Source organism: Limnomicrobium aquaticum (assembly GCF_040545545.1).
In the GTDB taxonomy this organism is placed as follows: domain Bacteria; phylum Pseudomonadota; class Alphaproteobacteria; order Rhizobiales; family Rhizobiaceae; genus Ensifer_A; species Ensifer_A aquaticum.
In genome coordinates, this window is record NZ_JBEPMB010000002.1 from 470,378 (window position 1) to 492,728 (window position 22,351).

Below are 22,351 nucleotides of genomic sequence, written 5' to 3' on the forward strand. Positions count from 1 at the left end.
GCATTCACTGTCCGACCGCCTCGGTGCGGATCGCTTTCAGATCGAAGGCGGCGGCCATCAGCGCCTTCGTGTAGTCCTCTGCCGGCGCGCCGATGACCTGCTCGGCCGTGCCCTGTTCCACCACCTTGCCGGCGCGCATGACGATGATGTCATTGGCAAGCGCCCGCACGACCTTGAGATCGTGGCTGATGAAGAGATAGGCGAGGTTGTGGTCCTTCTGCAGCTTGCGCAACAGCTCGACCACTTGCGCCTGCACGCTCATGTCGAGCGCCGAGGTCGGCTCGTCCAGCATGACAAAGCGTGGCTTCAGGATCATGGCGCGGGCAATGGCAATGCGCTGCCGCTGGCCGCCGGAAAATTCGTGCGGATAGCGCCAGCGGGTCGACGCATCCAGCCCAACTTCTTCCAGAACTTCCGCCACGCGCCGGTCGCGCTCCTCGAAAGAAAGTCCCGGTTCGTGGATGGCGAGGCCTTCCGCCACGATATCCGCGATGTTCATGCGCGGCGAAAGCGAGCCATAGGGATCCTGGAAGACCACCTGCATGCGATTGCGTAGCGGCTTCATCGCCTTGAACGAATAGGCGGCGATATCCTGCCCCACGAAACTGATCCGCCCCTTGGAGGAGATGAGCCGCGTCAGCGCCAGCCCCAGCGTCGTCTTGCCGGACCCGGACTCGCCGACAACGCCGAGCGTCTGGCCGGCGCGCAGCGTCACGTTGATCCCATCGACTGCTTTGACATGATCCGTCACGCGGCGAAGGAAACCGGTCTTGATCGGGAACCAGACCCGAACGTCCTCCGCTTCCATCACGACAGGCTGGCTGAGATCCGCCTGCGGCGGCCGGCCCTTCGGTTCGGCGGCGAGCAAGTGCTTCGTATAGTCGTGCTGCGGATCGGCAAAGATCGTCGCCGTCGGCCCGGCCTCGACAATCTCGCCATGGCGCATGACGCAGACCTTGTCGGCAAAGCGCCGGACGATGCCGAGATCATGCGTGATGAACAGCATGGCCATGCCATGATCGCGCTTCAGCTTGGCCAGAAGTTCGAGGATCTGCGCCTGTACGGTGACGTCGAGAGCCGTCGTCGGCTCGTCTGCAATCAGGATATCCGGCCGGTTGGCGAGCGCCATCGCGATCATCACGCGCTGGCGCTGGCCGCCGGACAATTCATGCGGAAAGGCTTTCAGCCGCTTCTCCGGCTCGCGAATGCCCACCTGGTTCAGAAGCTCCAGCGTCCGCGCACGCGCCTTGTCGCCGCGCATCCCCTGATGCAGCTCGAGGATTTCGCCGATCTGCCGCTCGATCGAATGCAGCGGATTGAGCGAGGTCATCGGCTCCTGGAAGATCATGGTGATGTCGTTGCCGCGCACGGCGCGCAGATCCGCATCGCTCGCCTTCAAGAGATCGCGGCCCTTGAAGACGATCTCGCCGGACGGATGGCTCGCGGCCGGATAAGGCAGAAGCTTCAAGACCGAATTCGCCGTAACCGACTTGCCCGAGCCGGATTCGCCGACCAGCGCCACGACCTCGCCGGGATGGATGTCGAAGGACACGCCCTTGACGGCAAGCGACGTCACCCCGCCCTGATGAAAGGCGACTTGCAGATTGCGGACGGAGAGGAGGGGATCAGTCATGGGGTGAGGCTCTTGATGAGGCTTTGAAGAGATGCTTCGTCCAGCCGCCTGACCGTAAGGCTCGACGGCGTGCGTTGTCCCGGGAGCGTGGTCTGGATGTCCTTGATTCCCGTGTCGGCTGAGACGAAGTCGGAGCATTGGTATTCTAGCGCTGTCGCCAAATGGATGGCATCGGGCAATTTCAAGCTCTTATGTCCCGCGCGCAGAATAGCCGCGCTCTGAAGAATGTCCGTGCTAATGGGAGCCGTTGAAAGCCAAGGGCTATCAAAAAGAAAGCGCTTGTAATGTTCAGCCAGATCGTCCTGCCCATGTCTGTAAGGGCTCACCAGAACCTCTGAGATCGTGATCTGGCTCGTGAAAAAGCGCTGCTCTCCGGCGGTATCGACGGCTAACGCAAGTAGTTCCGCAAGACGGTTTCGCTGCGCGGCGTCCTTGCCTTCCAGCGCGATGATGAAGACATTTGTGTCGAGATAAATCCGCTTGCCGCTCGGCATCAATCGTCCCATTCGTCACGCAAGGCGCGGACACGAGCGACGGCTTCTTCCATGGTTACGCCATGTGTACCTTTAGCGCGGAAATTCCGCACAGCATCAAGCGACTCTTCGAGCGTAAATGGCTTGCTCGGGGACATCCTGGAGGCAAGGGCGCCAGATTCTTGGGCTTCAAGAATGATGCGGACGGTTGGCGAGCCCTCGAGCCCTTCGCGCAAATCTGCGGGAAGCTTTTCAACGGGATAATGCTCGCGCACAATCTTGTTCATCGGGCCGTTCTCCAAGGGTATCGGCGCATCTTAACCCACAATCCCGCCTGTTGCACCCACCATCCTCACACCGCCTTGCGCGGATCGAACGCGTCGCGCACGGCCTCGCCGATGAAGATCAGGAGCGACAGCATCAGCGACATGGTGATGAACGCCATGATGCCGAGCCAGGGGGCTTGCAGGTTGTTCTTGCCCTGCGCGATCATTTCACCCAGCGAGGGCGAGCCGGGCGGCATGCCGAAGCCGAGGAAGTCGAGCGAGGTCAGCGTCGAGATCGAGCCGGAGAGGATGAAGGGCAGAAAGGTCAGCGTCGCCACCATCGCGTTCGGCAGCAGATGGCGGAACATGATCGTGCCGTTGCCGACGCCGAGCGCGCGGGCGGCGCGGACATATTCGAAATTGCGCGCGCGCAGGAATTCCGCCCGCACCACGCCGACAAAGGCGGTCCAGGAGAAGAGCAGCATGATGCCGAGCAGCACGAAAAAGCCCGGCGGCAGGATCGCCGCGATGATCAGCAGAATGTAGAGCACCGGCATGGACGACCAAATTTCGATGAAGCGCTGCATCAGCAGGTCCGTCCAGCCACCGAAATAGCCCTGTACTGCACCCGCCGTCACTCCGATGATGGCCGAGGCGATTGTCAGTGCCAGCCCGAAGAGCACCGAAATGCGGAACCCATAGATCAGCCGCGAGAGCACGTCGCGGGCCTGATCGTCGGTGCCGAGCCAGTTCATGTTGCCGATAATACAGCCGGGATCGTTGACACCTTGCGGATAGGCCGAGCAGCGCTCCTGTTTGTCCATCAGCCAGAAGGGGGCCGTGGGAGCTGAATGGGGCACAAAGGAATTGACCGAATTGTAGGAATAGCGGATCGGCGGCCAGACCATCCAGCCATTCGCATTGATCTCACTGGAAATATCGGGCGACTTGTAATCGGTCGTTGCGAGAAAACCGCCGAACTTCTCTTCCGGATAGTTCACTAGAACGGGAAACAGGAGCTCGCCCTTGTAGGAGACGATCAGCGGCTTGTCATTGGCGATCAGCTCGGCCCCCAGGCTCAAGACGAAGATCACCATGAAGATCCAGAACGACCAGTAGCCGCGCCGGTTGGCCTTGAAATTCTGCCAGCGGCGCGTGTTGGCGGGCGAGAGAAACGCTCGCTTCGGAGGCGCGGCGACAATTGAAATCGTGGCGGGTGTGTCGACCATCAGACATCTCTCTTTTCGAAGTCGATGCGCGGATCAACCCATGTATAGAGCAGGTCGGAGATGAGCCCGACAACGAGGCCGATCAGCGAGAAGATGAAGAGCGTGGCAAACACGATCGGGTAGTCGCGCTTCACGACGGCGAAATAGCCGAGCCGCCCCAGGCCGTCGAGCGAGAAGATATTCTCGATCAGCAGCGAGCCGGTGAAAAAGGCCGAGATGAAGGCGCCGGGAAAGCCGGCGATGATGATCAGCATCGCGTTGCGGAAGACATGGCGGTAGAGCACCTGCCTATCGGTCAGCCCCTTGGCCCGCGCCGTCACCACATATTGCTTGCGGATCTCGTCGATGAACGAGTTTTTCGTCAGCAGCGTTGTCGTCGCGAAGGCAGAAAGCGCCAGCGAGATGAGCGGCAAGGTCAGATGCCAGAAATAGTCGCCGATCTTCTGATACCAGGTGAGGTCGGCAAAATTGTCGGAGACGAGACCGCGCAACGGGAACCAGTCGTAGAACGACCCGCCGGCGAAGAGCACGATCAGAAGAATACCGAAGAGGAAGCTCGGCACGGCATAGCCGATGATGATCACGCCGGAGGTCCAGACGTCAAAGGCCGAGCCATCCGAGATCGCCTTCTTGATGCCGAGCGGGATCGAGATGAGATAGGAAAAGATCAGGATCCAGACGCCCAGCGAAGCCGAGACGGGCAGTCGATCCTTGATCAGGTTCAGCACCTTCTCATTGGAAAAGAAGCTCTCACCGAAATCGAAGCGGATATAGTCCCACATCATCTTGCCGAAGCGTTCCAACGGCGGCTTGTCGAAGCCGAACTGCTTTTCGAGCCGCTTGACGAGGTCCGGATCGAGCCCCTGCGCGCCGCGATATTTGGAATCGAGATCGGCGCCCGCCATGTTCTGGCCGCCAAGATCGCCGCCGCCCGAGAGCCGGTCTTCCGCACCCTTGCCCTGACCCGTCAGATCGGCAATCGCCTGCTCGACCGGGCCGCCGGGGGCGAACTGCACGACGGCAAAGGAAATTGCCATGATACCGACAATGGTCGGGATGATGAGGAGGAGGCGGCGTAGGATATAGGCGCCCATTCTATCGGCGATCTCCGTGCGTCATGAAGTCGTTCAGGCAGTCAGCTGCGATCGAATCGCAACCCTTGCAGTTGGAATCCCTGAAAGGCCGAAACGCAAGTACCTATTTCTTGACGGCTTCGGTCGACCACCAGATGCTGGGGAAGCCGCTGCTATAGGTCGGCAGATCCTTCGCATGTGTGAGTTTCTTCCAGTAGGCAAACTTCTCCTCGCCCGAATAGAAGAGCGGCACCACATAGTGGTTGGCGAGCAGAACGCGATCCATCGCATGGACAGCCGCCACCTGTTCCTCGCGATCCTTGGCGGATGTGATCATGTCGATGAGTTGGTCGACCGCCGGATCAGTGATACCGGCATAGTTCTGCGAGCCGGGCGTGTTGGCGGATTCTGAGCCCCAATAACCGCGCTGCTCGTTGCCGGGGTTCATGGACTCGCCCCAGACATTCCAGATCATGTCATAGTCGAAGTTGCGGATGCGATTGATATATTGCGATGTATCGACCGTGCGCAGCGTCGCCGCAATGCCGATCTTGCCAAGGCTGTTGACGAAGGGCTGGATGGAGCGCACCAGCGACGGGCTGCTCAACATGATTTCGAAGCTGAATGGCTGGCCGGTTTTGGCATTGAGCATTCGGTTGCCCTTGAGCTCGTAGCCAGCCGCCTTGAAGAGCGCGATCGCGGTCTTGAGGTTGTCGCGCACCTTCAGTGGCTCGCCGTTGACGGGGTTGGCGTAGGGCTTGGTGAAGACGTCAGCCGGAACCTTGTCCTTCAGGCCGTTGAGGATTTCCAGTTCCTTGCCCTGCGGCAGACCCGATGAAGCCAGCTCCGTGCCCCAGAAGAAGCTGTCGACGCGCTTAAGCCCGCCATAGGCGAGGTTCTTGTTCATGTCCTCGAAATCGAAGGCATAGTTCAGCGCTTCGCGGATGCGTGCATCCTTGAACATGTCGCGGCGCATGTTGGGCACGAGCGCCTGCATGATGCCGGTGGCGCGGAACCGGTTCGGCAGCGCCTCACGAACAATGCGGCCGTCTTTCACCGCGTCGAAGTCATAGCGTGTGGCCCAGCGGCTGGAACTCTTTTCCTGATAGAAGTCGATATCGCCGGCCTTGAATGCTTGGAACTCGGCTTCCGGGTCGTTGAAATAGACATAGGTGACCGTGCCGAAATTATGCGCCCCGATATTGGCGGGCAGCGCCGCGCCCCAGTAATCCTTGCGAAGTTCGTAGCGAATGGTCGAGCCCGGCTGCATGGAGGCCACCTTGTAGGGACCGGAACCCATCGGCAGCTCCAGCGTGCTCCTGGAAATGTCGCGCTGATTGCCATTCGCATCCTTGCCCTGCCACCAGTGCTTGGCAAGGATGGAAAGCTCGCCGACGATTTCAGGAAGCTCCCGATTGCCCTTCTGGTCGAAGGTGAAGGTGACTTCACGCTCGCCGGTCTTTTCCGCGGATTTGACGTGGCGATAATAGTTGGCGAGGCGGACGCTGTTGGCCTTGGCGCTGTCGAAGCTGAATACGACGTCTTCCGGCGTCACCGGCTCGCCATCCGCCCATTTCGCTTGCGGGCGCAGCCTGAAGCTGACGGAGGAGTAATCGTCCGGGTAGGATACCGCCTCGGCGAGCAGGCCGTAAGACGTGATGATCTCGTCCATCGAGGGTGTCAGCAGCGTTTCGTAGATCCGCTCCATGCCATCGGCGGGCGCGCCCTTGTCGATCAACGGGTTGAAACTGTCGAACGTGCCTTCGTTGGAAAGACGCAACTCGCCGCCCTTCGGCGCATCCACGTTCACATAGTCGAAATGCTTGAAGTCGGGCCCGTATTTCGGTGTGCCGAACAGGGTGAGCGCATTGCGCCAGACTTTCTCTTGCGCCTGCACGGGAGGAGGCGAAAACGCCGCGATGGCCAGCAGGCCGGCAAGCCCCACGATTGCAAGCTTCAAGCCCCCATTGAGCATTCACATTTCTCCCTGAATCGTCATGTTCGCCAAACATAGAGCAAATCGGGTCAAAATATAGGCCTGCCGCCATTCGTCTCCGGGGACCGTTTGGCGCAAGGGATTCACCTTAAGCTTCGTTGCCGGTAGAATTGCCGCAAATCAATTTCAGGGTCGCGGCCACGCCACTTTGAAACTCGCCGCAGGACCTCGTGCATGAAGCTATTCCGATCCGTCGCCCTCCTTGCCGCCACGCTCGCCACGATCGCACCCGACGCGGCGCTCGCCAGCGACAACCGCCCGGCCAAGGCGACATTCGGCGCGATGACACTCGGTTCCTCGCAGGAGTCTCAGCCTATCGGCTTCTACGCCAAGGGCTGCCAGGCCGGTGCAGTGCAATTGCCCTATGACGGGCCGAACTGGCAGGTCATGCGGCTGGAGCGCAACCGCCGCTGGGGCCAGCCGCAGATGATCTCCTTCATCCAGCAGTTTTCGCGGGATGCCGCCGCCAGGGACGGCTGGCCGGGGCTTCTCATCGGTGACATCTCGCAACCGCGCGGCGGGCCGATGGTGAATGGCCACGCCTCGCATCAGATCGGGCTCGACGCCGATATCTGGCTGTCGCCCATGCCGCGCCAGCGCCTCACGGGCCAGCAGCGCGAACAGCTCTCCGCCGTCTCGATGTTGAAGAAAGGCGAATATCTCACCATCGACAATCGCAACTGGAGCGAAGGCCAGGCCCGGCTCATCATGCGCGCGGCGAGCTATCCGCAGGTGCAGCGCGTTTTCGTCAATCCGGCGATCAAGAAGAAGCTCTGCGAAACCTGGACGGGCGACAGGTCGTTCATGGGCAAGGTCCGCCCCATCGGTGGCCACGACTCCCATTTCCACGTCCGCCTCTATTGCCCGCCGGGCGTTGCCAACTGCAAGGCGCAGCCGGAAATCCAGCCGGGAGATGGCTGTGGCAAGGATCTGGCCGCATGGTTCGCGCCCCGGCCGGCGAGAAAGCCGACCTCGCCGATGAAGCCGCCGCCAAAGCCACGCGTGATGACGGTGGGCGATCTGCCGCCCGCCTGCCAGTCCGTGCTGGCTTCTTCCTCGAAGCGCGGCGATGACAATATGGGCCTGCCCTATGCGCCGCTGGCCTCTGCCGATTCCAGTGTCGGTACGCCGATCACGACACTTGCCGCCTATCAGGAAAAGCTGACGCCGCAGCCCTCCGCTGCAACGGCCGCCATGCCCGCTGATCCTGCAGCGGTTGCGACCGCCGCCGACCCCGCGCCGCAGAGCCCCGCCGCAGCCACGTGGGTTTCGTTGCCGGACAAGGTTCCGCTCCCGCGTCAGCGACCTGGCCATTGACGCTTTCCAAAGGCGGTGGGCCTTTTCAAGCGCCGCACCTTCCTGTAATGCCTAAACCGATTTAAATCCGCATCCTGCAGGAGTTTTCATGGCGGACGACCGGGCGATTGCGCTGATTGCGCATGATCAGAAAAAGGCCGAGATGGCGGACTTCGCCGCCCGCCATGTCGAAATCCTGCAGCGTCACAAGCTGGTCGCGACAGGCACGACCGGCGGCCGTATTCTGGAAGTCTGCCCCGATCTCAACCTCACGCGGTTGAAAAGCGGTCCGCTTGGCGGCGACCAGCAGATCGGCGCGTTGATCGCCACGGGCGAGATTTCCATGCTGATTTTCTTCACCGATCCTTTGACGCCCTTGCCGCATGATGTAGATGTCAAGGCGTTGACGCGCCTTGCGACCGTCTATGACGTTCCGATGGCGCTGAACCGCGCGACCGCCGAACTGCTGATCGATAAAATCTGACCCGCATACCGGGATGTGATGAGACTTTAAGCCATGGCCAGACCGAACGACCACGACGCCTCCCTGCCGTTCCCGATCCTGATTGGCGATATCGGCGGCACCAATGCCCGTTTTGCGCTGCTGGTCGATGCCTATGATCAGCCGAAGTTCTTCCCGAATGTGCACACGGCGGATTTTGAGACGATGAACGCGGCGATCCAGGCGAGCGTCCTCGACAAGACCTCAGTCCAGCCACGCTCCGCGATCCTCGCCATTGCCGGTCCCATTCAGGGTGATGAAATCCCGCTGACCAACTGCCCCTGGGTGGTGAAGCCGAAGGAGATGATTGCTGATCTCGGCTTCAGCGACGTTCTCGTCATCAACGATTTCGAGGCGCAGGCGCTGGCGATTGCCTCGCTGAACGAAACGGATCGCGAGCAGATCGGGGGCGGCGCAAATCTCGCCTCCGCATCGCGCGCGGTTCTCGGCCCGGGCACCGGTCTCGGCGTTGCCGGCCTCGTTTATGCGCAGCATGCCTGGATCCCGGTTCCGGGCGAGGGCGGCCATATCGACGTTGGTCCGCGCAGCGACCGCGATTACCAGCTCTTCCCGCATTACGAGCCGATTGAAGGCCGCATATCGGCTGAGCAACTCCTCTGCGGTCGCGGCCTCGTCAATATCTACCATGCGGTCTGCAAGGTGGACGGCATCAAGCCGGTGCTGAAAACCCCCGCCGATGTTTCGACGGCAGCCCTCTCGGCGACGCCTGACCCGGCAGCAGCGGAAACGCTGACGCTTTTCTCCACCTATCTCGGCCGAGTCGCCGGCGATATTGCGCTGATTTTCATGGCCAAGGGCGGCGTGTTTCTCGCCGGCGGCATTTCGCAGAAGATCATCCCGGCGCTCAAAGGCCCGGCCTTCCGCGCAGGCTTCGAGGACAAGGCCCCGCACAGCGCCGTGATGCGCCAGATCCCGACCTATGTCGTCACGCATCCGCAGGCCGCCCTTTCCGGCCTTGCCGATTACGCACGCACGCCGGCCCGTTTCGGCCTCGCATCGGACGGCCGTCGCTGGCGCGGCTGAACCGCCTTTCAACGGCTGGTCAACCCCAGCCTCGCTGGTTATAGAACAGGAAACGATCAAGGGACGGACCTATCATGGATGACGGAATGGATATGCGGCTGGTGGTTGTCGGTGCGGCTGGCCGCATGGGACAGACGCTGGTCAAAGCCATTCACGCCATGCCGGGCGTCACGCTGTCCGGCGCCATCGAGCGTCCCGGCTCCTTCGCGCTCGGTAAGGATATCGGCGAGATTGCCGGTCTCGGCACGCTCGGCATTCCCGTGACCGATGATCCGCTCATGGCCTTCGTCGCCGCCGACGGTGTCATCGATTTCACCTCGCCTGCCGCAACCGTGGATTTTGCCGAACTGACCGCGCAGGCGCGCATCGTCCATGTCATCGGGACGACGGGTCTCTCGGAAGAGGACGAAAAGAAGATCGCCGCCGCCGCCCGCCATGCCCGCATCGTCAAGTCCGGCAATATGAGCCTCGGCGTCAACCTGCTCGGCGTTCTCGTGCGTCAGGCCGCGAAGGCGCTGGACGCCGCCGGCTGGGATATCGAAGTGCTGGAAATGCACCACAAGCACAAGGTTGATGCGCCCTCGGGCACCGCCTATCTGCTCGGCCGCGAGGCTGCCAAGGGCAGGGGCGTGGACCTCAAGGACAAGGCCGTTAAGGTGCGCGACGGCGTCACCGGACCGCGCGAAGAGGGCACGATCGGCTTTGCCACGCTGCGCGGCGGCGGCGTGATCGGCGACCATTCGGTGATGTTTGCCAGCGAAAGCGAGATGATCACGCTGTCGCACCGCGCCACCGACCGCTCGCTCTTCGCCTCCGGCGCGCTGAAGTCGGCGCTCTGGGCGCGCGACAAGAAGCCCGGCCTTTATTCGACGCTCGACGTGCTCGGGCTGTCCGCAGACTGATTTTTGAAAACGGCTCGCTTTCGCGGGCCGATCTTTTGTGAGGAAGACGACGATGAGTGGAACGCTTGTACTGGTCCGTCACGGCCAGAGCGAATGGAACCTGAAGAACCTGTTCACCGGCTGGCGCGACCCGGACCTGACCGAACTCGGCGTTCAGGAAGCCACCGCTGGCGCCAAGGCGCTCGCCGATTACGGCATCAAGTTCGACATCGCCTTCACCTCGGACCTCACCCGCGCGCAGAAGACCTGCAAGATCATCCTCGACGGCGTCGGCCAGCCGAACCTTGAAGTCATCAAGGATCAGGCGCTCAACGAACGCGACTACGGCGATCTCTCCGGCCTCAACAAGGACGACGCCCGCGCCAAGTGGGGCGAAGAGCAGGTCCATATCTGGCGCCGCTCCTATGACGTGCCCCCGCCGGGCGGCGAAAGCCTGAAAGACACCGGCGCCCGCGTCTGGCCCTATTACATGACCGAAATCCTCCCCCGCGTTCTGCGCGGCGAAAAAGTCCTCGTCGCCGCCCACGGCAACTCGCTCCGCTCGCTCCTCATGGTCCTCGACCGCCTCGATAGCACCAAGATCCTCGGCGTCAACCTCGCGACCGGCGTCCCGATGGTCTACAAGCTGAACGCAGACTCGACGGTGGCTTCGAAGGAAGTGCTCGGCGATATGTCCGGGGCGCATTGAGGCCAAGGGACTTGAATTGTTGCTAGGCCCGCCCTGGCTCTTTATCCAAGAGCGGGCTTCGCGTTAGAGGGTGTAACTAGTCGGGGTCGATAACTGTCGGCCCGTTTCGCCGCATACAGACAATTTAAGAGCCTCTTGTTTTTGCTGTTGCGAGAAGCGGCGAGGCGAGCAGATAAAGGGCTGCCCCGACCAGCCAGATTGTGCCGATCCATATACTCTTGGTCGTGAAGAACGCGATCGTGGTCATCACCGGCCCCACGATACCCGCAAGGCTCATCAGGCTCGCCAGAACGCCCTGTAACTGTCCCTGCTGATCGTCGCTCACGCGGCTGGTCACCAGCGATTGGAGCGCTGGCATCGCAACACCGCCCAACGCAAAAAGAGGGGCCAACGCATATCCCATCCAACCGAGGCTGGCGAATGCCATTAGCACATAGGCCAGCATGTCGCAGGCAACGCCGATCATCAACGTACCCACATCGCCGAAGCGGCGCGACAAGGGTCCCACGAGAAAAGCTTGAACGAGGGCGCCGCTCACGCCGAAAAGCGATAGGGACAAGCCGGTCTGTACCGTGTCCCAGCCGAAGCGTTCGGCGCCATACAGCACCCAGATTGTTCCAGGTATGGCCGCCACCAGACCGAAAACAACAAAGATGATGACGAGCGGAAGGAGTGGCTTGAAGTTCCAGAGCCATACAAGTGGCGCCAGCGGATTGAACTCCTTAAGCGTAAGGACCCCGGGGCTGGCTTTGCGGCTTTCTGGCAAAACGAACAGTGCGAGAAGTAGGTTGAGCCCGTTGAATAAGGCCGCCCCCAGAAACGGCGCGCGCAGCCACCACGTACCCAAGAGGCCACCGACTGCGGGTCCTATGATAAAGCCCAGACTCATGACCGCGCCAACCATGCCAAACCGGCGCGCCCGCTGCTCGGCTGGGGTAATGTCGGTGATGTAGGCGTTTGCGACCGCCATGTTCGCGCTGGTTATGCCCGCGACGGCGCGCCCCGCCACCAATACCCGGCCAAGAGGAGAAAGAGCCATGACAAGATAATCCAGCAGCGCGCCGGCCAACGAAATCAGTAGAACCGGGCGTCGCCCAAACCGGTCGCTGAGCGCACCCAGGATTGGCGAGAATACAAATTGCATGATGGCGTATACCGCGAGCAGGGTACCGTAGAGCAGACCAATGTCGCTGCCGCCGGTCACTTCCGCGAGCAGTGCCGGCAAGATGGGAAAGATCAGTCCGGCGCCAACGGCGTCGAGAGCAATAGTGGAGAGAATAACAATCAGAGCCTTGTTCACAGCAGAGCGTCCCGATAGAATTTATCAGCGATAACTTTATCGCTGATAAGCTCCCTTATCGCTGATAAGTCAAGAGGTGTTTATGGCTATTGGACGTGATCGTATCGTCAGCGAGGCGCTGCAGCTGCTCAACGAGGTTGGTATCGACAAGTTGTCGACCCGCAAGCTTGCCGAGCGCCTTGGCGTGCAGCAACCAGCCCTCTATTGGCACTTTCGCAACAAGTCGGAATTGCTCGACGCCATCAACTCCGAGATGCTGCTGCGCTATCACAGCGAACGCTTGCCAAAACCCGGTCAGGACTGGGTAGCGTTCACGCTGGCCAATGCCCGTAGCATCCGCAAGACGCTCCTCAGCGTGCGAGATGGCGCGCGCTTGACGGCAGGCACACGGCCGTCCGTTGCTGAATTTGCCGATGCGGAAAAGGTGTTGCAGCTCTATGTCGATACGGGATTTTCCGCTGAGGAGGCGATGGGGATCGCGATTTGTGTCACCCGTTACGTGGTCGGCTACGTCCTGGAAGAACAGGGAGAGCGCGAGCGGCACAACATCGACCGGGACGCGCCCAAGGTCGACTTCGTGAAAGAACTGGCGCCATTTCCCGTGCTCGCAAAAGCTCTTGCGGCCTACCATGAGGTCGGAACGGTCAACACGGAGGCGGTGTTCGAAAGCGGGTTGAGCTACCTGGTCGCCGGCATGGAAGACAAATTGCGGGCGAAACAGTTTGGATGACCCGACAACCCGTCAAACGCGATTGATGACCGGTTTTGTGCGACTGAGCGGTCGCCACAGCCCGCTCAAGCCTTCCCCGCCTCCCAGCCGAGCATCGCCCGCTTGCGCGTGAGCCCCCAGTGATAGCCCGTCAGCGCCCCGGATTTGCCGAGCGCCCGATGACACGGCACCACGAACGAGATCGGGTTCGCCCCCACCGCCGCCCCGACCGCACGGCTTGCGGTCGGCTGGCCGATATGGCCAGCGATCGACGAATAGGTGACGGCGCGGCCCATGGGGATCTTGAGGAGCTGTTCCCAGACGCGGATCTGGAAATCCGTGCCGATGAGGACGACGCGTAGCGGCTCTTCCTGCCGCCAGCGGCGGGCGTCGAAGATGCGCGCGGCAAAGGGCGCGGTTGCGGCGCTGTCTTCAATGTAGCGCGCATTCGGCCAGCGTCGGGCCATGTCTTCAAAGGCGGCGCGCTCGCCACCTTCATCGGAAAAGGCAAGGCCGGAAAGGCCGCGCGGCGTGACCATGACCAGCGCAATCCCGAACGGGGAAGGGTGGAAGCCGTAGCGGATTTCGAGCCCCGCGCCCTTGGATTTCCATTCGCCCGGCGACATCGCCTCATGCGTGACGAAGAGATCGTGCAGCCGGCTCGGGCCGGAAAGGCCGACTTCCAGCGATGTGTCGAGCAGCGGCAGACCCTCGCGGCCGAGCAGCCGCTTGGCGTGATCCAGCGTCACGGCCTGCAGAAAGGCCTTGGGTGACAAGCCCGCCCAGCGGGTGAAGGTCTTCTGCAATTGCGTCGGCGACTGGCCGAGTTCGCCGGCAATCGTCTCCAGCGACGGCTGCGCCTGATAGTCTTCCGTCAGCAACTCGATCACGCGGCACACCGTGTCGTAATCGGTGTCTTCCGGCGTGATGTCGCGGGCAAGGGCGGTGTCGAATGAAGCAAAGGTCATAGCGTGTCTCCTTGCCCTATCGATACCGCTGCCAGCGGTGGTCCTCCACCCGTTTCTTGCGTCGGCGCGCGGTGAAAAAGCGCTCTGCGGCTTTTTGTCAGGCATTTCATATCGAGTTCCGGTGTAAGGTCCTGTAAGTTGTGTTGAAGACGCGGGCAATTTTGGGCAGTGTCTTTCTTGATCGAAGCCAGCCTCTGGTGCTGGTGATCGCCGCCTTGGGAAAACAGATGGCAGCAGACTTGTCTCAATCCCGGCCCGATGGCCCGATCATCCTCTTCGATGCGGAATGTATCCTGTGCTCGGCCAATGCCCAGTTCGTCCTCAAGCACGACAGAACAGGGCATTTCCGGCTTGCCTCCATGCAAGGTGAGGTGGGCAACGCGCTCTATCGTGCGCATGGCATGGACCCGAGCGATCCCGTCAGCATCCTGGTTGTCGATGGCGACAGGGTCCGGCAGGACAGCGACGCGGTTCTGAGCATTTACGAGGGGCTCGGCTATCCCTGGCGTCTCTTCGCCGTATTTCGCCTCGTGCCGGCGGTCCTGCGCGACCCCGTCTATCGGTGGGTGGCGCGCAATCGCTATCGTCTGTTTGGCAAGCGCGCGGAATGCTGGATCGCGCCGCCAGCCTATCGGGACCGGATATTGTGAGCGGCGCGGCGAGAGTGTTTACGCTCTTGCCGGCCATGAAGGAGCGGTTCGATCATGAAGATCGCGATTTTGGGTGGTTATGGCGTTTTTGGCGGGCGGCTGGCCCAGCTGTTGTCCGATCTGCCGCAGCTTGAACTCTTGATCTGCGGGCGCAGCCTGCCGCGCGCTGAAGCCTTCTGCGCCGCCTATCGCGGGTCGGCGCGGGTGTCTCCACTGGCGGCCGATCGCCGCGACATTGCCGCTGTCTTGCGCGCCCATGCTCCCGATCTGCTCGTCGATGCCTCGGGGCCGTTCCAGGATTACGGAGAGGATCGATATGGCGTCATCGAGGCTTGCATCGCTGCGGGCGTGAACTATCTCGATTTTGCCGATGCGGCCGATTTTGTTTTTGGCGTCGACCAGTTCGATGATGCGGCGAGAGCAGCTGGCGTCTTTGTCCTTTCAGGTGTCAGCAGTTTTCCCGTGCTGACGGCTGCGGTGTTGCGGCATATGGCGCAGTCGATGGACATTCGCACCGTCGAAGGCGGCATTGCGCCGTCGCCCTATGCGGGAATAGGTCTCAACGTCATGCGCGCGGTGGTCGGCTATGCCGGTGCGCCGGTGAAGCTCAGGCGAAACGGCAAGCCGGGCCATGGTATCGGCCTTGCGGAAAGCAGGCGTTTCACGGTTGCCGTTCCGGGCCGGATGCCGCTTCGCAACATTCATTTCTCGCTGGTCGATGTGCCGGATCTGCAGGTTCTGCCGCCCGAGCATCCGACCATGACGGACATCTGGATGGGGGCTGGGCCCGTTCCGGAATTCCTTCACCGCATGCTCAATCTTCTGGCGAAGGCCCGCGCGCGATGGTCGCTTCCGTCGCTCGAACCGCTGTCGCCATTCTTTTATGCGGTGCTGAACCGCTTGCGCTTTGGCGAGCATCGCGGCGGAATGTATGTCAGCGCCACAGGCCTGGCAGAAGGTCAACCGAGGCAAATGAGCTGGCACCTTCTGGCCGAAGGTGACGATGGGCCGTTTATCCCATCCATGGCCATCGAAGCGCTCATTCGCCGACTGCTTGCCGGCAAGCTGCCGGAGGTTGGAGCACGCCCGGCGACACGGGCGCTGGAGCTCGAAGATTATGAACGCCTGTTTCAGACCCGGACCATCTTTATGGGTATCCGACACGAGATGCCCGATGTGCCAATCTATCGCCAATTGCTCGGATCTGCGTTTGATGCGCTGCCGCCTCGCCTCAGGGAAATCCACGATGTAGACCGTGATCAGACATGGGAGGGTGTTGCCTCTGTGCGTCGAGGCAGCGGGTTGCTCGCCCGCGCCCTGGCAGCGATCTACGGTTTCCCCGAGGCGACGGATCGGGTTCCGGTGAGCGTGTCCTCTGTCGCCACCAAGGGCATAGAGCACTGGACGCGCAGCTTTGGCGGCAGGCGCTTTTCGTCCATCCAATCTCTGGGCACCGGCAAGGAGCAATATCTGCTCATCGAGCGATTCGGTTTGATCTCCGTGGCGCTCGCCTTGGTCAAGGAGGGTGACCGCCTTCATTTCGTTCCCCGGCGATGGTCCATGGCGGGTCTGCCCTTGCCAGCTTTCCTTTTGCCTTCGGGTAAGAGCTTTGAAACGGAGAGCGAAGGCCGTTTCTGTTTCGACGTCGAAATTTCAGCGCCGCTGATCGGCACAATCGTGGCCTATCGCGGAACGCTGATGCCGGCTGATCATCAGGAAAAGCCGCATCCTGCGGTCGTCGTGGGCGGCTCTAAATCCGCTGCTTCACCGTCGCCAGTGCTCGGGTGAGGTCGCTGGCCAATTGCTCGCGCGCCTCGGGATACAGAAAGTCGCCGAGCGGCGTCTCGCGGCCCTGTCCGGCAACGCGCATCGAGGTGATGCCGATTTCCGGGTGGCGGGCGATCTTGAGCTTCGTCCAGAACGGATTGTAGCGCGCCTCGCGCACGAGCCCGTTCGGCGCGATCTTGCGGATGGTCAGGTCGAGGCGGGAGAGGCGGATTTGTTCGCGGGCCCGCGCAGCGCGGTAGTTCAGCCAGAACGCGCCGTAGAGCAGGACGAAATCGAGGCCGAAGAAGAGCATGATCGGCCAGGCGCCCACCGTCAGGAAGAAGATCACATGCACGAGGCTCAAGATGCCGGTGATGGCGAAGAGAATGCGGAAGCCTTTTCGCCCAAGCGAGCGATGCGGGACAAGCTCGGTTTCGTAAACCGGGCGCTCGCTCAGATGCTCGTTGAGACCCATCGTGCCGTTGCCATCGCTCATGGCGCGTGATTATAGGGGAAGCATGAAAAACGGAAAGAAAAATTCGCAAACGTCAAGCCGGACAAAGGGTCGCGCCAAGCGGGTGAAGACAGCTTATACTGAGGACGAACTGCGCGAAATCTTCCGCCGCTTTTCCGTTCAGCGGCCCGAGCCGAAAGGCGAGCTGGAGCATGTGAACCCGTTCACGCTGGTCGTTGCCGTCGCGCTTTCTGCTCAGGCGACGGACGCAGGCGTCAACAAGGCGACGCGGACGCTCTTTGCGGTGGCCGATACGCCGCAGAAGATGCTCGAACTCGGCGAGGAAAAGGTCCGCGATTACATCAAGACGATCGGGCTATTCCGGAACAAGGCGAAGAACGTCATTGCGCTGTCGCAGAAGCTCATCGACGATTTCGGCGGCGAGGTGCCGAAGACGCGCGAAGAGCTGGTGACGCTTCCCGGCGTCGGCCGCAAGACGGCCAATGTCGTCATGTCTATGGCTTTCGGCATTCCGACCATGGCGGTCGACACCCATGTCTTCCGCATCGCCAATCGATTGGGCCTCGCGCCCGGCAAGACGCCGGACGAGGTTGAGGAAAACCTGCTCAAGGTCATCCCGGACGACTATCTCTTCCACGCCCATCACTGGCTGATCCTGCATGGGCGCTACACCTGCAAGGCCCGCAAGCCCGAATGTCAGGCCTGCGTGATCGCCGATATCTGCAAGTCGGCGGAAAAGACCAATGCGGTGCCGGCGGAACTGAAGGAACTCCCGCCACAGTTCTCGGATGAACCCGCTATCTGAAATCCGGATCCCGCGCCGAAAGCATCTTGTGCAGATGCACCATCAGCCCGGCCGCGAAAAGCGGCGTCAACAGGTTGAGGAACGGGATGGCGAGAAACAGCGCGATGGCAAAGCCGCCCAGCAGCACGGTCTGCCAGTGCTTAGAGCGAAAGTCGCGCGCCGCCTGCGGCGATCGGAAGCGCATGGCCGCAAACTCGAAGAACTCTCGCCCCAGTAGATAGCCGTTGACGAGGAAGAAGGCGATCAGGTTTACGCCCGGCAACAGAAGCAGGAAGAGAGCGAAAATATTGCCGACGATCACGATGCCGAGGAAGCGCACGGCGGAGACCAGCGATTCCCCGAGCGGCATGGCAACGCCGGGTGCATCGTTGGGATAATCGCGTTTCTCGACCACCTCGGCGACGTCATCGAGAAAGAAGCCGGCGATCACGGCCGTGATGGGTGAGATCAGCAGAGCCAACCCCAATGCCAGGCCGATACTGGCGAGAATGCCGAAGACCAAGCCGAGCCATCCCGCCCAATCCGGAATGCCGGGCAGGAACTGATCAATCCACGGCAAAGCCAGCCAGATAAAGATGTTGCGGATGACGATCCACAAAACGGCGAGCGCCAGCAGCGTCAGCCCCAGCACCTTCCAGAACACGCCGCGCGTCTCCTTCGCAAAGAGATTTGCGAGCGCCAGCCTCGCAGCGTCCATCACCATATCTGTCTCCCTGCCGAGAAATCCGGCAGGAAAAATGTAGGGATCGGACCCGGCTTCGCCAAGTGCTGCGGTGCAATAAGACCCGCAATCAAGCGTGCGCCGGATCGCGCTTGGCGATCTCGTAGTCCTCGTTATGCACCTGCAGGCCGTGCTCGGTCGTCACGACGATGCCGTAGGCTGCCGGTTCATCGACCGAAAGCGAGGCATCCGGCATGTCGAAGGGCATGGGCTGCTGGTGCACCGGGCTCTTGAAGATCGAATAGGGAATCCCGCGATGCGAGCCGTTGATGGTGCGGTGGACATGGCCGGCGAAGATGTGGCGCACGTTGCCATAGGTCTCCACGAGATCGTAGAAGTCGCTCTCGTTGATCAGCTTGATGAGATCCATGCCGGTGAAGCCGGTCTTGTGCGGCGGATGATGCAGGAAGATCAGCACCGGCTTGCCTGCGTCCTTGGCCGACTTCAGCTCGGTCTCCAGCCAGCGCATGCGCTTGGCGCAGAGAAAACCCGCATGCGTCATTGGATAGTCGTAGGGCGGGGCGAAGAGGGAATCGAGGATCAGCGCACGGCAATCGGCGAAGTCGAGCGCGCGCTGCACGAAGCCGTTCTCATCCGTGACGGTTTCGGTGAAGACGGACAGGAAATTCTCGCGGCTGTCGTGATTGCCGACGGCGAGGTAAAGCGGTGGCGTCAGGCGGTCTAGAAGCGCCTTCAGGCGCTGGTAGGAGACGACGTCTCCATGGTGCACGAGGTCGCCGGTCACGATCACGCCATCGGCGTCCGGATGATAGGTATTGACGTGTTCGATGCCGGTTTCCAGCCGCTTGAAGGGGTCGAGCCCGATAATGGTATTGCCCTCCGGCACCATGTGGAGGTCGGTAAAGACAATCAGTTTGGTCATGAAATGCACTCGTTCGCGATTTTGCGGCTGGGGGCGCCAGCCTGCGGGGATCGGTCCCGACTGTCGCCGTCATCGGCCGCTTCGTCAAGCCGTGCAAGGGTCTTCTGTTACCAGAGAAACAGCAGTGAGGATGTGACCCTGCCAGACTTGCAGCAACAGCCGGCTTCTCTATTCTGGGAGCCGGGGAGATGAAGGGAAGATCACCATGCCGGTTGAATTTCAGGCGGAGAGAGGAAGCCTGTCGCGACGCGCCTTCGTCGGCGGGATTGCCGGCGGCGTGGTGATCGGCGTGGTCGGTCCGGCCGCAGGCGACGTGGCACTTGGCAAGGTCCTCTCGATCGATGGCGAACTCACCCGCAACAACCCGGCGCGCGCCGAAGCGCTCGCAGTCGGCGCAAGCCTGATGGAAAGCGATCTCCTTGCCACGGGCCGGGAGAGCTTCGCGCGGCTGAAGCTCGGCGCCGACACCGATATCCTTCTGGGCCCCGAAACCCAGCTCCTCATCGACCGCTATCTGGCAGGCCAGGGCGGCGAATTGCAGCTCATGTCCGGCCAGATGCTGTTCGACCGGCCGGAAGGGCTGCCCAAGATCGATCTCAGCGTGAAGACGACATTCGGCATGATCGGCGTGCGCGGAACGAAGTTCTTCGCCGGACCGCTCAAGGGTATATTCTCGGTTTATGTCGAACACGGTCGCGTCGATGTCTCGAACGCAGGTGTCTCACGGCGTGTGACAGCCGGCGAAGGCCTCGATATCCCGCCGGCAAAAGACGGCTTCCGTTCGCTGGGGGACAACGCCAGGGATGCTGCCGCCATGGCTCGTCTGGCGGTCCCGACCTTGCCCTCGCGCTGGGCCCAGGCAAGGGTCAAGGACGCCTATGCCAGCGTCGGCCTGCGTTAACCTCCGTTAATTTCCCTCTACTAGTTCTAGCGAGACGGACTGCATCCGGCAGCCAATTTCAGAGTCCGGGGGGGCAAATTAACCTTCAGGCAAGGAATTAACCATAAAGATTAAGACGGGCCGGAGTGGGACAACTGTTTGGGTCGAACGAGGAAAAACTCGGCGGCTGATAGCCTGGAATTTCTTGGGGTATGCGGGAGCGCTGCCTTGGAAGGACGAGGCGGATGGGAATTCCAGGGCATGATGCTTTTCCGCTGCGCCGGGGGTTGGTCCGGCATGTGATTGGGGTTGATGGGCAATTTGCCCCGCAGACAGCAGGCCGCGTGGCACTTCAAGACGCGATCGGTTGGTGGGCGGGACAGGTCTTGCAAGGACTGCGAGCGTCCATCGCCTAGCCTGGTGTTCAGTGGGATTTGATTTGGAAAACGGGGCTCAAAACGATCGGTCGCAGCGACAGCAGGCAGGCAGCCTGTTCGAGCGCCTGCGCTTTGCCGGTCTTGAGGCCGAGCAGACCGATTTTCTCCGCAAGAACCGCGACAATCTCCTCCCCGAGATCGAAAAGGGTCTCAAGGCGCTCTTCGAGCGCTACCAGTCTTCGCCCGAGGCTTCCGCACAATTCGAAAGCGACCGCCAGCTCGACCGGCTCCACAGCCTGATGTCGTCGCATTGGGCCGTCCTTTCCGACGCCCGCTTCGACAGTCTCTATGCGGAACGCGTCAAGGTTCTCTCCGATGCCGAAGGCCGCATGGGGCTCGACCCACGCTGGCACATTGCCGGCCATTCGGTCGTTCTGGAACATCTGATTGCCGGCGCTTTGGCCGCCCGCTGGCCGAAAACCTGGTTCGGCCGCAAGCATGCCAGCGCCGCAGAAGCACAGGCACTGGTCAAGTCCATCGTCCGTCTCGTCATGGTCGATCTGGAAATCGCCGTCTCGCTACGCTTCAACGAATTGCGCCTCGGGCACAAGCAGGCGCTGAAAGAGCAGCGCGAAGAGATCGAGACGTCGACAGTCGCCCTCTTCGCCGACACCGTCGAGGCACTCGCCAACAAGGACCTGACGGTGCGCCTGAGCGCCGATGTTCCGGAAAACTACGCCGACCTGACGCAGCGCTTCAACGAAGCGCTGGACCGTCTGCGCGAGGAGATCGACGCCACGAATGCGCGGAACCGCGAGGGCGACGAACTGACGCTCAATATCGCGGCGCTGTCGAAGCAGGCCGCCGAAGTCGCCGCTGATTGCGCCCAGCGCATCGACCTCGGCGTGACCGGCCTCAAGGATTTGACGGATGGCGTCAGCCGCAATGCCGAACGCTCCGTGGCTGCCGAACGCCATGTCGGCGAGACCCGCGCCGCAGTGGAACGCAGCGGCGAGATCGTCGGCGAGGCCATCGCAGCCATGGCCGACATCGAAGCCTCGGCGGAAAAGATCGGCGAAATCATCGGTGTCATCGACGACATCGCCTTTCAGACCAACCTCCTGGCACTGAATGCCGGCATCGAGGCCGCGCGTGCCGGGGATTCCGGCAGAGGGTTCGCGGTCGTGGCGCAGGAAGTCCGTGCTCTTGCCCAACGCTCGGCCGATGCCGCGCGCCAGATCAAGACGCTGGTCAGCGAAACCAAGTCACAGGTCGACTCCGGCGTTCAGATGGTTGGCCGCACCCAATCGGCGATCGGCGACATCGTGCGCCAGGTCCAGGATATCAGCGCTGCGGTGACGGGGATTGCCCGCGATTCCGGCGCTCATGCCCGCGGTCTTGATCAGTCCATGGCCGCGTTTTCCGAAATCCGGCGCGAGGCCTCGCGCGGTGCGGAGATTGCGCTGAGTTCGCGCGCCAAATCCGACGATCTGCACACCGTCATCCTCGAGCTCGGCGACACCATCCGCTCGTTCCGCGTCGCATCGCGTGAACCGGAACATCGCTCGAGTGCTCAGCCGAAACGCGCCCCAATGATCGATCTGGGTGAGCGCGAGGACGATCGGGCTTTTCTGCCGCAGCCTTCCTACCTTGCAGGTCTGGGAGGTGGGCGATGAACGACACCCTGATGAGGCCCGTTTTCCGGGCTCAGGCA

The 22,351-nt window shown here is 61.6% G+C and carries 22 protein-coding genes; 11 read left to right on the plus strand and 11 right to left on the minus strand.

Annotation, left to right across the window (positions count from 1 at the left end; genetic code table 11):
• Positions 1–4: 4 nt before the first annotated feature.
• The 6 genes from ABID16_RS10950 to ABID16_RS10975 all read right to left on the minus strand — a co-directional run bounded on the left by ABID16_RS10950 (position 5) and on the right by ABID16_RS10975 (position 6,649).
• Positions 5–1,633: an ABC transporter ATP-binding protein gene (locus ABID16_RS10950; RefSeq protein WP_354556363.1), complete on the minus strand. Its 1,629-nt coding sequence runs from the start codon at positions 1,631–1,633 to the stop codon at positions 5–7.
• Complete coding sequence (locus tag ABID16_RS10955) at positions 1,630–2,127, minus strand: type II toxin-antitoxin system VapC family toxin (RefSeq protein ID WP_354556364.1); 498 nt, start codon at positions 2,125–2,127, stop codon at positions 1,630–1,632. Before ABID16_RS10955 ends, ABID16_RS10950 begins: the two co-directional genes overlap by 4 nt.
• The gene (locus tag ABID16_RS10960) at positions 2,127–2,393 is read right to left on the minus strand and encodes a hypothetical protein (protein WP_354556365.1); all 267 of its coding nucleotides are present in this window, start codon (positions 2,391–2,393) and stop codon (positions 2,127–2,129) included. Before ABID16_RS10960 ends, ABID16_RS10955 begins: the two co-directional genes overlap by 1 nt.
• A gap of 65 nt (positions 2,394–2,458) precedes the next feature.
• Positions 2,459–3,601: an ABC transporter permease gene (locus ABID16_RS10965; RefSeq protein ID WP_354556366.1), complete on the minus strand. Its 1,143-nt coding sequence runs from the start codon at positions 3,599–3,601 to the stop codon at positions 2,459–2,461.
• Positions 3,601–4,695 carry a microcin C ABC transporter permease YejB gene (locus tag ABID16_RS10970; protein ID WP_354556367.1) on the minus strand — a complete coding sequence of 365 codons (1,095 nt, stop codon included), beginning with the start codon at positions 4,693–4,695 and terminating at the stop codon, positions 3,601–3,603. The genes ABID16_RS10965 and ABID16_RS10970 overlap by 1 nt, the downstream gene beginning before the upstream one ends.
• A 103-nt stretch (positions 4,696–4,798) precedes the next feature.
• Positions 4,799–6,649, minus strand: a complete 1,851-nt coding sequence (locus ABID16_RS10975; RefSeq protein WP_354556368.1) for an extracellular solute-binding protein — start codon at positions 6,647–6,649, stop codon at positions 4,799–4,801.
• Positions 6,650–6,844: 195 nt separating this feature from the next.
• Between ABID16_RS10975 and mepA the strand changes: the two genes are divergently transcribed.
• From mepA to ABID16_RS11000, 5 genes are all read left to right on the plus strand, one after another.
• Positions 6,845–7,987, plus strand: a complete 1,143-nt coding sequence (gene mepA, locus ABID16_RS10980) for a penicillin-insensitive murein endopeptidase (protein WP_435532402.1) — start codon at positions 6,845–6,847, stop codon at positions 7,985–7,987.
• A gap of 88 nt (positions 7,988–8,075) precedes the next feature.
• Positions 8,076–8,450 carry a methylglyoxal synthase gene (locus ABID16_RS10985; RefSeq protein WP_354556369.1) on the plus strand — a complete coding sequence of 125 codons (375 nt, stop codon included), beginning with the start codon at positions 8,076–8,078 and terminating at the stop codon, positions 8,448–8,450.
• Between the two features lie 33 nt (positions 8,451–8,483).
• Positions 8,484–9,512, plus strand: a complete 1,029-nt coding sequence (locus ABID16_RS10990; RefSeq protein ID WP_354556370.1) for a glucokinase — start codon at positions 8,484–8,486, stop codon at positions 9,510–9,512.
• Between the two features lie 92 nt (positions 9,513–9,604).
• Complete coding sequence (dapB, locus tag ABID16_RS10995) at positions 9,605–10,414, plus strand: 4-hydroxy-tetrahydrodipicolinate reductase (RefSeq protein ID WP_354556526.1); 810 nt, start codon at positions 9,605–9,607, stop codon at positions 10,412–10,414.
• Between the two features lie 52 nt (positions 10,415–10,466).
• The gene (locus ABID16_RS11000; RefSeq protein WP_230827940.1) at positions 10,467–11,102 is read left to right on the plus strand and encodes a 2,3-bisphosphoglycerate-dependent phosphoglycerate mutase; all 636 of its coding nucleotides are present in this window, start codon (positions 10,467–10,469) and stop codon (positions 11,100–11,102) included.
• A 124-nt stretch (positions 11,103–11,226) separates the two neighbouring features.
• Here ABID16_RS11000 and tet(30) read toward each other — a convergent pair whose 3' ends face one another.
• Positions 11,227–12,402: a tetracycline efflux MFS transporter Tet(30) gene (gene tet(30) / locus ABID16_RS11005; protein WP_354556371.1), complete on the minus strand. Its 1,176-nt coding sequence runs from the start codon at positions 12,400–12,402 to the stop codon at positions 11,227–11,229.
• Positions 12,403–12,484: 82 nt separating this feature from the next.
• Between tet(30) and ABID16_RS11010 the strand changes: the two genes are divergently transcribed.
• The gene (locus tag ABID16_RS11010; protein WP_354556372.1) at positions 12,485–13,132 is read left to right on the plus strand and encodes a TetR/AcrR family transcriptional regulator C-terminal domain-containing protein; all 648 of its coding nucleotides are present in this window, start codon (positions 12,485–12,487) and stop codon (positions 13,130–13,132) included.
• A gap of 65 nt (positions 13,133–13,197) precedes the next feature.
• Here ABID16_RS11010 and ABID16_RS11015 read toward each other — a convergent pair whose 3' ends face one another.
• Positions 13,198–14,079: a methylated-DNA--[protein]-cysteine S-methyltransferase gene (locus tag ABID16_RS11015; RefSeq protein ID WP_354556373.1), complete on the minus strand. Its 882-nt coding sequence runs from the start codon at positions 14,077–14,079 to the stop codon at positions 13,198–13,200.
• Positions 14,080–14,306: 227 nt separating this feature from the next.
• On the opposite strand from ABID16_RS11015, the gene ABID16_RS11020 reads away from it, so the two are divergent.
• Both ABID16_RS11020 and ABID16_RS11025 read left to right on the plus strand, forming a co-directional pair.
• Positions 14,307–14,729 carry a thiol-disulfide oxidoreductase DCC family protein gene (locus ABID16_RS11020; RefSeq protein WP_354556374.1) on the plus strand — a complete coding sequence of 141 codons (423 nt, stop codon included), beginning with the start codon at positions 14,307–14,309 and terminating at the stop codon, positions 14,727–14,729.
• Between the two features lie 54 nt (positions 14,730–14,783).
• Positions 14,784–16,517 carry a saccharopine dehydrogenase family protein gene (locus ABID16_RS11025; RefSeq protein ID WP_354556375.1) on the plus strand — a complete coding sequence of 578 codons (1,734 nt, stop codon included), beginning with the start codon at positions 14,784–14,786 and terminating at the stop codon, positions 16,515–16,517.
• On the opposite strand, the gene ABID16_RS11030 is transcribed toward ABID16_RS11025, so the two are convergent.
• Positions 16,480–16,992: a DUF2244 domain-containing protein gene (locus tag ABID16_RS11030; protein ID WP_354556376.1), complete on the minus strand. Its 513-nt coding sequence runs from the start codon at positions 16,990–16,992 to the stop codon at positions 16,480–16,482. The genes ABID16_RS11025 and ABID16_RS11030 overlap by 38 nt on opposite strands.
• Here ABID16_RS11030 and nth point away from each other — a divergent pair.
• Positions 16,991–17,776, plus strand: coding sequence for an endonuclease III (nth, locus tag ABID16_RS11035; RefSeq protein WP_354556377.1), 786 nt, complete (start codon positions 16,991–16,993; stop codon positions 17,774–17,776). The genes ABID16_RS11030 and nth overlap by 2 nt on opposite strands.
• On the opposite strand, the gene ABID16_RS11040 is transcribed toward nth, so the two are convergent.
• Positions 17,769–18,479, minus strand: a complete 711-nt coding sequence (locus ABID16_RS11040; protein WP_354556378.1) for a sulfate transporter family protein — start codon at positions 18,477–18,479, stop codon at positions 17,769–17,771. The two genes, nth and ABID16_RS11040, sit on opposite strands and share 8 nt — an antisense overlap.
• Before the next feature lie 88 nt (positions 18,480–18,567).
• Positions 18,568–19,380 carry a 2', 3'cyclic nucleotide phosphodiesterase SpdA gene (gene spdA / locus ABID16_RS11045; RefSeq protein WP_354556379.1) on the minus strand — a complete coding sequence of 271 codons (813 nt, stop codon included), beginning with the start codon at positions 19,378–19,380 and terminating at the stop codon, positions 18,568–18,570.
• A gap of 205 nt (positions 19,381–19,585) precedes the next feature.
• On the opposite strand from spdA, the gene ABID16_RS11050 reads away from it, so the two are divergent.
• Positions 19,586–20,281, plus strand: a complete 696-nt coding sequence (locus tag ABID16_RS11050) for a FecR domain-containing protein (protein WP_354556380.1) — start codon at positions 19,586–19,588, stop codon at positions 20,279–20,281.
• A 418-nt stretch (positions 20,282–20,699) separates the two neighbouring features.
• On the plus strand, positions 20,700–22,313 hold the full coding sequence (locus ABID16_RS11055; RefSeq protein WP_354556381.1) for a methyl-accepting chemotaxis protein: 1,614 nt from the start codon (positions 20,700–20,702) through the stop codon (positions 22,311–22,313).
• Positions 22,314–22,351 lie beyond the last annotated feature (38 nt).